12 protein-coding genes are annotated in these 10,014 nt (G+C 62.3%); 9 read left to right on the forward strand and 3 right to left on the reverse strand.

Annotation, left to right across the window (positions count from 1 at the left end; all coding sequences use genetic code 11):
• Window positions 1–410 (reverse strand): IS6 family transposase (locus tag Q322_RS0118345; protein ID WP_029479324.1); only part of this gene is annotated, 410 nt, incomplete at its 3' end.
• A gap of 647 nt (window positions 411–1,057) precedes the next feature.
• Here Q322_RS0118345 and Q322_RS24850 point away from each other — a divergent pair.
• From Q322_RS24850 to Q322_RS0118380, 7 genes are all read left to right on the forward strand, one after another.
• On the forward strand, window positions 1,058–1,186 hold the full coding sequence (locus Q322_RS24850) for a hypothetical protein (RefSeq protein WP_281173662.1): 129 nt from the start codon (window positions 1,058–1,060) through the stop codon (window positions 1,184–1,186).
• A gap of 147 nt (window positions 1,187–1,333) precedes the next feature.
• Window positions 1,334–1,780, forward strand: coding sequence for a hypothetical protein (locus Q322_RS0118355; protein ID WP_051668744.1), 447 nt, complete (start codon window positions 1,334–1,336; stop codon window positions 1,778–1,780).
• A gap of 897 nt (window positions 1,781–2,677) precedes the next feature.
• Window positions 2,678–3,229 (forward strand): hypothetical protein, encoded by a 552-nt coding sequence (locus tag Q322_RS0118360; protein ID WP_029479326.1) that lies wholly within the window; start codon window positions 2,678–2,680, stop codon window positions 3,227–3,229.
• 67 nt (window positions 3,230–3,296) lie between these two features.
• A complete protein-coding gene (locus Q322_RS0118365) occupies window positions 3,297–3,575 on the forward strand; it encodes a hypothetical protein (protein WP_029479327.1) in 279 nt (92 codons plus the stop codon).
• A complete protein-coding gene (locus tag Q322_RS0118370; RefSeq protein ID WP_029479328.1) occupies window positions 3,544–4,098 on the forward strand; it encodes a hypothetical protein in 555 nt (184 codons plus the stop codon). The genes Q322_RS0118365 and Q322_RS0118370 overlap by 32 nt, the downstream gene beginning before the upstream one ends.
• Before the next feature lie 59 nt (window positions 4,099–4,157).
• A complete protein-coding gene (locus Q322_RS24680) occupies window positions 4,158–4,568 on the forward strand; it encodes a hypothetical protein (RefSeq protein WP_029479329.1) in 411 nt (136 codons plus the stop codon).
• 227 nt (window positions 4,569–4,795) lie between these two features.
• Window positions 4,796–5,512 (forward strand): hypothetical protein, encoded by a 717-nt coding sequence (locus Q322_RS0118380; RefSeq protein WP_029479330.1) that lies wholly within the window; start codon window positions 4,796–4,798, stop codon window positions 5,510–5,512.
• 150 nt (window positions 5,513–5,662) lie between these two features.
• Here Q322_RS0118380 and Q322_RS0118385 read toward each other — a convergent pair whose 3' ends face one another.
• A complete protein-coding gene (locus tag Q322_RS0118385) occupies window positions 5,663–6,280 on the reverse strand; it encodes a TetR/AcrR family transcriptional regulator (protein ID WP_029479331.1) in 618 nt (205 codons plus the stop codon).
• A gap of 94 nt (window positions 6,281–6,374) precedes the next feature.
• On the opposite strand from Q322_RS0118385, the gene Q322_RS0118390 reads away from it, so the two are divergent.
• Window positions 6,375–7,391 carry a hypothetical protein gene (locus Q322_RS0118390; protein WP_029479332.1) on the forward strand — a complete coding sequence of 339 codons (1,017 nt, stop codon included), beginning with the start codon at window positions 6,375–6,377 and terminating at the stop codon, window positions 7,389–7,391.
• A gap of 394 nt (window positions 7,392–7,785) precedes the next feature.
• Here the strand turns inward: Q322_RS0118390 and Q322_RS0118395 are convergent, their stop codons facing one another.
• Entirely contained in the window at window positions 7,786–8,220 is a 435-nt protein-coding gene (locus Q322_RS0118395; RefSeq protein WP_034419250.1) for a replication initiator protein A, read from the reverse strand.
• Window positions 8,221–8,706: 486 nt separating this feature from the next.
• Here Q322_RS0118395 and Q322_RS24240 point away from each other — a divergent pair, with 486 nt between their 5' ends.
• Window positions 8,707–9,570, forward strand: coding sequence for a hypothetical protein (locus Q322_RS24240; protein WP_051668746.1), 864 nt, complete (start codon window positions 8,707–8,709; stop codon window positions 9,568–9,570).
• The last annotated feature ends 444 nt before the right edge of the window (window positions 9,571–10,014 follow it).

The raw sequence follows: 10,014 nt of genomic DNA on the forward strand, positions 1-10,014 counted from the left end.
AGCTGATCGGTGTGAATGACCTCTGGGACGTCATATTCACCCAGCAGCCTTGTCAGGAAGGTCTTTGCAGCCTCAGTGTCTCGGTGTCGCTGGAGCAAGATGTCGAGCACGAAGCCGTACTCGTCCACGGCCCTCCAAAGCCAGTGACGAACGCCGTCCACCGTCGTGCACATCTCGTCCAGATACCACCGCGAACCCCGCCGGGGTTCGCGGTGACGAAGGTCTGCCGCGAACAGAGGACCGAACTTAATGCACCATTCGCGCAGGGTTTCGTGACTGACCAGGGTGCCGCGCTGATGCAGCAATTCCTGAACGTCCCGATAGCTCAGGGGAAAGCGGTGGTACAGCCACACGGCGTGCTGGATGATCGTCATCGGGAAGCGGTGGCGGTAGGGCGTTCCTTCGGTCACGGTGGTGAGCCTACCCTAATCCGGTTAAGGCAACACAACCCTTTAAAGCCCTGGCCGCCGAGACCCGGCGCAAGATGCAGGCCAAGCATGAGAAGGGTCAAAAGCTCGGTCTAGGCAACAGCCGCAAAAAGAAGTAGGGGAGAGAGCAGGACGGCGCAATCAGCATCAAGGGGACCCCGGAGTCGCCAGTTCGTCTTTGCGTTAAGCCGGGCCGTCCAGCCGGGAGCTGCGCCTGCTTGCCCCAGACTCGCCAGGCTACAGCGCCAATCGCTACCGAGGCCATGAGCAGCGCCAATTGAAGACGTCGGTGTCGTTCATGGTGGAATTCAGCGCCAGGCCGCCGCCCGCGCAGATGCAGGTGAACACGGCCACCCACACAGGGGGGCGCTCAGCGCAAGGAGGCATGGCGACAGCATGACAGAGTGCCGGGTCCAGGCCACGGTCTCAGGGCAGTCTCACGGGGAGGGGCCAGGGCAAAATATGCGCTCCAGGCGCTAGAAAATCCGGCCTCTATCCCCTATAATAGCGGTGTCCCTGACGGGACGGGGTGCATGACAACTGGGGAGGTTTGTAGAGGGCAGCAACACCGGGAAAAGCGTCAGCACCCGGAGTTGCATTCCGGGTGCTGGAAAGGAGGTGATGTTCTTATGTCCCAACGTAAGAATACACCAAAACGCGCCCGCAGGCCACTGAAGCCGAGTGAAATTGCTGTGATCATCACAGCGATCAGCGCTCTGTTGACGGGCCTGGCGGCGCTCCTGACCGCCCTGAAGTAAGCCCTCTCACCCCCAGTTCGTCATCTGCCTGACAGCCCCCGCCTCACGGTGGGGGTTTTTCATGAATGCATGGAGATCCAGCCTGTTGCTCAAAGCTGACCCGCAACCAGGAAGATACTCTGAGGACTATTTAGAGGGAGGCGGCGCATGAATGATTTCCAGAACTTCGAGTGGCAACCGATCAGCTCGTTGCCGAAAATTGTCGCTGCGATGGACGGGATGCTTGAAGAGACGCAGGAATTTCAGGTCACGCTGAGCGAGGCACGCGGCAAATCTCATGTTCTGGATGACGGCACCCTGGACCGGGTAGACAGGCAGTACCGCGAAAGACAGGAGGACCTGGACCTTTTTGCGGAACAACTGCGGCGGTGGCAGACGCTGGACCTCACCGAAGGGCAGCGCACCAGCATTGAGGCGCTGACCCAGGAAGTGAAAGCCGCGCAGACGGCGGTGGACGGGGTGCTGGCCCTGAGTGCCGAACTCCGCGAGGGAACGATTGACCGGGTGATGGAGCTGAGCGACATGGAAATGGGATTGATGACGATGCTGGAAATGACTCCGGCACAGTTCAAAGCGTTGAAAAAACGCTCGTGAGGGTGGCAGGGTAGCTCGCTCACTCTGATTCTCGGTTGTCTTGCTGGTTTCACTGTTGCTGACGGGTAGACCATCGGCCCCGTTGGGGCGGCCTTCCATGCGGTTGCGCTGACGCGCACCAGCACGCCAACGATGCAGTGTTCCTCACGTCACGTCGCTGACGTGCTTACCGCATTCCAGTCCCTTCGCCGGAGGCGTGAGAGGTGCTGGGGGTGGGTCTTGAGCGGTGGGGAGCAACACCGCCCCCCTCGCCGCTGCGCGGCTCCATTCGGCGCACGAGAAGCGCACCGAAGACAAAGGAGCGCCTGATGGCGCACGGTGTCATGCCCGCCGTCCCGCTGGTCACGGCAGGGGGGCCGCGCCCGTCGTCGGCTTTGGGACGACCCGGCAGCCTAGCCGAGCGCGGCAAAGACACCAGCACAAAGGGAGCGGCCAGAGGCCGCACTTTCTTTTTGAAGAGATAGAAGACATGAGATCAAAACCCGAAAGCAGCTTGTCGGCCAGCCGGGAAAATGTTGGGAAATGCGCCAAACATTTTCCCGGCTGACCTGCGGCCAAAGGGTGCAACAGCGCCCAGGGAGCTGTCAAACCCGGCAAAGAGCGCTGGGTTCCGACTTTGGGCCGCTTGAAGCGGCCCAGCTTGACAGCAGCCGAGAGCAGGGGTGAAGGACGGCCCCGGTAGGGCGGGCCGCACCACGGCGAGGGGAGACCCAGACAACGCCGCTGGGAGCGGCACACGACGCCCCAAAGAGGGCGACGTGTCCAGCGGACAACGAAGGGGAGAAAAGTCCATGAGGGCGCAGAAAAGCGCCTTTATCCTTCACGCTCAGACCTTGACATAGTAGGCTTGATAGCCTATTATAAGGCTACCTCAGACAGAGGGAAAGGAGCGCCAAAATGACCCAGACCGCCCGCACCAAACCCACCAACTTCACCCGCACATGGAAGGTGAACCTCTATGGCAGTTGGGGTGACAGCTCCAGCGCGAGCCTGTTTATCGGCAGCCACATCATCACCCTGACCGCAGACCACAGCGGCCACCTCACCGCGATCATTGACGGCGAGAATCAGCCTGGCATTGACCGCGCCGTGTCTTATCTCAACTGGGGCAAGGAAGCGGGCAGCCACCTGGAAGTCCTGCGCGAAGGGCCAACCGAGCCGACGCCCACCCCACCCGCGCCCGTGGCGCTGGCCGTTCCGCAGATCGGCAAGGGACGCGCCCACACGCTGCACAAAATCATGGGGGCCGCTGGACTGCCCCGCGCCCAGCATTACAGCCTTGCTGCCGCCGCGTTGGGGGAGCCGTGGCCCCTGACCACCCTCTCAGACCTCACCGAGCAGGAGGCAGGGACCGTGTGGGGGCATCTGTGTGCCGTCTATCCCAGCGCCCGCGAGATCGGAGAGCGCGTGAAGGCCAAGACCGCGCCCGCCCAGGCCCAGGCCGCTTAACCGGGCCGGGGGCCACCGCGCCCCCGCCCCTTGTCCCCCCATTCCAACACCCAAGGAGCAAAACCCCATGCAAAAAGCCATGCGCGTGATTCACCCCGACGGACGCCAGGAGCTTCACAACCTCACCCCGGAGACCGACAGTTACACGCTGCTTAAAAAGCTGATCGGCGGCTGGCTGGAATACGTCCCCGCCCACTACCACGCCATTCGAGACCACGAGGTGGTGATTGACGAGGAAGGAATGCTCAAAGAACTCGCGCCAAACTGGGCAGGCAGCCGCATGATCGGCATGGACCTGACAAAGTACCCCCCCCTTGCACGGCCCGCTGGTGCTGGTGCCACATGACCCGGCAGACGGACCCAGCCCCAGCCCCGCCCAGCAGCGCCGCCACGCCGCCGCCCCGGACAATCTGGTGAACCTGTACGCCCGCGCCCTGGAAGGTAACGCCGACGCGCTGGCAAAACTGGGGGTCAGCAGTCCCGAGCAGATCACCGTGATTGACGCAAGGGAGGCCGCGCCGCTGCACCTGTACCTGATGCAGCCGGACGGCCACACCGAGCGGTACGCGGTAGGGGGCAACGACAAGGCCCACAGGTGGATTGACGGCAAATTGGGCGAGGCGTACAGCGTCCCCACCAACGCGTGTAGCGTGCAGGCTTACGCTGTGATCTACAGCGCCGCGCCCATTGATCAGCGCCCCAACCGGGTAGCGCAAAAGGCGCTGGGCCTCAAGACCCTTCGGTATGGCCCGGTGGTCCTCGCGCCCACGGGCCAGGCAGACCCCTCACCCACCCACCAACGTCTGGACGAAGCCCTCAGCGGCAACGCGGCGGCCCGCGCCGAGCTGGGAATCATTGCCGACTGGTAAACCCACTGCCCCAGGCCCCGCCCAGCGGGGCCACCACCCAGCCCAAGGAGGAAAAAGACATGCCCGCACAATGGATCAGAACACCCGGCCCGGTCCACGTCCCCAATCTGCAACAGCACTACAGCTACGCCACCGACGCCTTCAGCGGTTTCATGTTCGATGTGGACGAGAAAAATCACGCGGTCATTCTGGACAACGACGCCGCCCGCCAGAATTACGCCAAAGCCCAGGCCGGTGTGTGCGCCGGGACCATGATTGACCACGGCGTGCAGGACTACGGGCGCGAACAGTGGGACGCCGGGGCCATCCGGTGCGGTTGCGGGCGGACGCTGGAGATGACCGGCGACTGGCAGGGAACCCGCTGCGAGTGCGGCAACGAGTACAACACGGGCGGCCAGCAACTCCGCGCAGACTGGCGGGTCTTTTGCCGGGAAACTGGCGAAGTGACCGACGACAATGTTCTGTCCTGACCGCACGAGCTGGAGATAGACGCGCGGCCACCTTTAAGGAGGTGGTCCGCCAGTCTCGCTCAACACCCTCAACCTCTTTCTCTCTCTGTCTTATGCCGCGCCTAGCGCGGCTTTTTCTATTCTCAAAGTAAAGGCCGTCTCGAAAATAGTCGGTCAAATAGCTTGACAGAATAGGCTATATAGCTTATTATGTACTTATCTCAGACAGAGGGAAAGGAGCGTTAAAAATGTCCGTCATCCCGTCCAATCCAAACGAGATCAAGAGCCTTGAGGTGGCCGCCGTGGAGCTGTGCGGCCCGCATGTGGGCGGCCCCATCTGGCCCGCGCTGTACTTCAGCAACCGCCGCGCCTTTGTCCTGCTGTACGGCAAGCGCGACCTGACCGACGACGAGAAGCAGGCCCACCGCCGCGAGTACGCCCAGGCGCAGGACAACGGCGAACACGCCGCCATCAGTCCCGCCGAGCTGATGAACCACCTTCAGCAGTTGTTTTACAACTGCGAAGACCTGGACGCCGAGGGTGAGCAGGCCCGCCGCGTGCTGGTGGATAGCGTGGCCTCCCTGCTGCTGCCCGCCGATGGAGGAGAGCGCACGGTGAACGTGGACCGCTTCGCCAGCATCCAGCGCCCCGACTTCAACCACTACCGGATCACCACCCGCAACCCGGCAGAGGGCCACCGCGCCCGCGTGTACCTGATGAACGGCAAGCCGCACCCGCTGGAAGGCTTCACCACCACGGACCCCCGCAAGGCGTTTCAAAAAATGTGGGAGATGCACGACGTTTGCGCCCTGCACTGCGTCACGGAGTCCACAGCGGACCTGCTGGAGCTTGACCGCCTCATCCACGAGGAGGGCAAGACCTTTGCCGCCGCCAGTATCGCGCCCACGGCGTTCAGGATTGCCCGCGCCCGCGCCCAGGCCCAGGCCCAGGCCCAGGCCAGCTAACCACCGCAGACCCGGTCCAACCCAGGGGGTAGCCCAGATGCAGGGGATGCTCTAGGTAGCGGGCCGATGATCTGCACGCGGTTGCTATTACGGCTCTCCAGAATCTGAATCCGATAATGACTGCGACGGCTCTTCAAAGAGCTGGCGGTCTCAAGACGGGGAAACGCGCAATGCACTTTGGATGATGGAGGCAAAGGTCTCAGCCGCCTGTGCTTCACTGATGTGGCCGCGCACCATCGCAGTGGAGAGCGCCTCGCCCGCGCCGACCAGACCGACGCAGCGCCGCTCCAACTCGGCTGGCGACACCGTGCTGTGCGGCCCGAACACCGAGACGAACATCAGAACGCAGCCGTCGAGCAGTTCCTGAAACACCGACGCTTTCTCACCGCTGCCTGCCAACGCCGCGCCGACTGCATAGAATTCGCCGTTGGTATCGGCGGCGCAGTGGAGATAGGCGGCGGCGAGCGCCTGGACGGTCTCTGGCAGACTCTGGTGGTCACCGGTGACCGCGTTCTGGAGGGCCATGACCTGCGCCTGGTCAATCCACCGGTACAGCTCGATCAGCAGCGCTGAGCGCGTTGCGAAGTGGTCATAGACGACCGGCTTGGACACGGCGGCGCGCACGGCCAAGTGTCCCAGAGTCAGCCGGTCTGCGCCCTCCTCCCGCACGATCAGCCGCGCCACATCAAGAAGCTGACGCCGCCGGTCAGCCCTGGACAGCCTGCGCCGGGCAACCATTTCAGCAGCGCCATTCTTATTGCTCTTCATCGTCACCCAATCACCGCTCTTAACCTACCATAAGTAGTTTATTTGTGCTATCTACTATTGGTAGGTTTCAAGCCTGCATAGAGGAGGGTTCATTATGTCACCCAGTCCCATTCATCCCATTTTGCTTATCGGCGGCTCCGGCGTTATTGGCCGCGCGGCGGCGCGGGTTCTGCGCGCCGCTCACCCTGATCTGCCACTGCTGATCGGCGGACGCGACCTCGCCAGGGCCGAGGAGGTCGCCGCTGAGATCGGCGATGCCCAGGGCGTCTCACTTGACCTTGCCGCCGATGACCTTGGCCTCGGTGAGCGCCGGGTCAGCGCTGTCGCTGGCATTCCAAAGGACGACAGGATCGCTGGACTCCGGTTCGCCCAAGCACACGGCGCGGCCTACATCAGCATCTCTGGGGGCATCACCGAGATTGGCCCCGAAGTGGCGGCCTACATGCACAGTCCGCACGCCGCACCGGTTGTTCTCGGTGCGGCGTGGCTGGTGGGCGCGACGACGGTGCCGACGCTTAAGTTCGCTAGGGCGTTTAGCCAGGTTCACGACATCACCATCAGCGCGCTGCTCGATGAGCAGGACACCGGCGGCCCGGCGACAACCGCTGATCTTGAGCGCCTGACGAAAACCATGTCTGCGGCGCTGACCCTTCGCGGCGGCGTGTACATGTGGCGTGAGGGTGACGACGCCAGAGCCACGTTCCGTGCTGTCGACGGCACCGAAGTGGAGGCTGCTGCGTTCGCCGCTTACGACATCGTTGGCCTGGCGAACGCGACCAACGCGCCGAACATTCAATTCGATCTCGCAGTTGGAATCACCTCCACCCGCCGACGCGGTGGGCCGATGTCCACTGAGATCATCATTGAAATCGCGGGCGAGGGTCATTCAGGAAAGCCGCTCCGCACCCGCCACGCGGTGGTTCATCCTGAAGGCCAGATGCCGCTCACGAGCCTCGGCGTCGCCATGCTCCTTGAACGGCTCACCGGCCTGGATGGTCAAACGCCGCCGCCAGCCGGGCTTTACTTCCCGTATCAACTGCTTGAACCCACTCGCTATCTTGCCCGCTTGAAGCAGATGGGCGGCCTGATTCTTGAGCTGGAGGCGATGTAACGCGTGGCGACTGAGAGGCAGAAACGCCAGAACCCTTGAAGCCGTCATCTGGGCCAGCGGTCCCGGCACGTAAAAGACGCGCCGATAGCATGTGGGTGGCCGGGTTGATCAGTGGTGCGCCTGTGAAAGAGGCTAGCTCTGCTGGGCAGGCTGCCGTTTTTTAACTCTCCGAGCGCGCTGGTCCTAAGCCATGCACTTCAGTGCAAGTCTTTCAGACCTGCGCCGTCACGAAAAGCGAAGCGGCTGGGCATGAGGAAGAGGAACCATAACGTGCCAGCAGGACATTGAGCTGGAGCCATGACGTGCTGATAGGCGGAAAGCTGTGGCGTTGACGGCGACTTTCAGTCGTTTCCAAACCCCTGCACTGAAAGTGCAGGGGCGTTTAGTCCAACCATCACAGATTGCGGTGCCTGAAGGCCGCATTGAAACGGACAGGGCGGCCCGTGGGATCAACCCAGCCCTCGCGGACGATAAATCCGGCGGCCCAGATACGGAGCAAGCCCTCTCGAATCCGCCGGAAGGCCCGGCCATTCTTGGTCATCATGGCAGCTTCACGCAGGGCGTTGGGCGTCGTGTGGATCCAGTTGTCCTCCGGGCTGCCCTGCGCGACGAAAAGCTGTTCCAGACCCAGCATGATGTCGGTATCTGCCCCATGTGGGCGTCCCCGGGTTCCTTCGCCGTGAACCACAACCATGCGGCCACCCACCTGGAACTGGCTTTTCCAGGTGGATTCTGCAAAGAGGCGCGTCTGGATACTAAAAAAACCCAGTCGGTCCAAGTTGCGCTCCGTGAGCAGGGGAGGGAGTTGTGGCGGCTTTTTTCGGTACATGTAGTTGTTCTTCCTGATTAAAGAATAAAAGAAAACAACAACAGAGCAGGAGGCATTAGCTGTCGTAGACGGTGTTTCTGGGCCAAAACGGCCCAAAAGTATCCCAGAATTTTAGCCCAACGGCCCAAAAGTATCCCAGAATTTCGGTCTGATGACCCAAAGGTATCCCAAATTGTTCCAGCAAGCGGTAAAGAGCCAGAAACATGCGCTAGGAGCTGTAAATTATCCATTCAGCCCAAAGGTGTCCCAAAAAATCGGCCCAAAAGTATCCCACCGACGGCCCAAAAGTATCCCAGAAGAAAACGCCGTCCTGGCAGGCGTTTTTCTGCTCCGGCCCAAAGGTATCCCATCACCTTGGCACTCAGAGTCGATGCTGCCAGCCGTCTGAGGCTCTGAAACGGTCAGGGAACGGCCCAAAGGTATCCCGCTTTTTCAGGCCAAGAGACGCGTGGGCTGGAATCTGCGTTTCACGCCATCGCCCAGCGTGTGATTGGTGGTTCGCCAGATCAAGACGCAGAGGACAACAGTGTAGAACAGCCGCCCGCCCGGGCGCTGTACCGCACGTTGCAGGCGCACCGGCGGCAGGACGACGGCCAGATGCTCAGGGAGCTTCAGGTGCCGCTGACCGAGTGGCGGCAGGCCACCGGGCTGACCACGGACCGCAGTGATCTGGTGCGCCGGGCGCTGGCCTCGGCCCACGAGGAACTGCTGGCCAACCACTACCTGGAGCGCGCCGTGATCGAGGGGCGGGGCAAGCAGGCGGTGGCCCAGTACACCTTTGCGGACACGCACGCGGCGGACCCGGCCCTGGTGCGGCTGCTGCGTCAGGCCGGGGTCACGGTGGCCCGCGCCACCGCGCTGGCGGGCCAGCATCCCGAGCGGGTGGAAGAGGCCCTGCGCTTTTTGGAGTTGCGGCAGCGCGCCGCCCAGGGCGGCGTGCGCAATCCGGGGGGGCTGGTGGCCGACTTTCTGGAGCATCCGGCCAAGTACGATCTGCCCGCCGACTTCGTGACGCCCGAGCGGCAGCGTCAGGAGCGCGCCAGTCAGGTCAGAGAGCAGAAGCTGAGCGCCGAGCGGGAGGCGCAGGCCCAGGCAGAGGCGCAGTTGGATCACCTCGGTGAAGCTTCTCCAGGAGAGCAGTGGACGGCCCAGCGCGCCACCTTACAGATGCTGCTCAAAAAGCATCTCAATGCCGCGCAGTGGAGCCAGCTTGAGCACCTGGCCCAGCGTGGGGAGATCGGGGCGGTGGCCCTGACCCGGGAACTGCTGGAGGCCACCGCCCGCTCCGCACTGCTCGAACAGATCGGTCAGCTCAAACGTAGGCTCAACCCACTGCTGCCAGTGGAGTGATACGGATTCCGCTTAATTCCTTACCACTCCGGGAAAGCGCCGGAGTGTTAATCCATGCGCGAAACCCGTATTTTTTCCTACTCGCTCCGCTCGGATTTTACCGTTTTTGCAAACGATTCAATCGGAATCCGTATGATGGGGTCGTCCCGATCCTAATTTTGGTGAAGAAGTCGGAATTATCCAGAGAACACGGCAGAATTTGAGCTGCCTGGATATCCAAGGGACCAATCTCGATTGGGCATGGGCCGACTAGCGGGTAGGGGAGAGATCCAGATGTCCTCCATGCCTGTATTTGGGTTGTGTTGCCTTAACTTGACCCGTGGCAGCCTGAGGGCAGGGGTGGCCTGAAGTTCAGGCCACCCCTGCCGCGACCATTGACCACGTCTGGAACGCTTGTTTCTGATTGCTTCGTCTGATTGAGGTAGAAACGCTGGTTCGGGCGTG

Origin of the sequence: Deinococcus frigens DSM 12807 (genome assembly GCF_000701425.1) — a bacterium.
Taxonomy (GTDB): Bacteria; Deinococcota; Deinococci; order Deinococcales; family Deinococcaceae; genus Deinococcus; species Deinococcus frigens.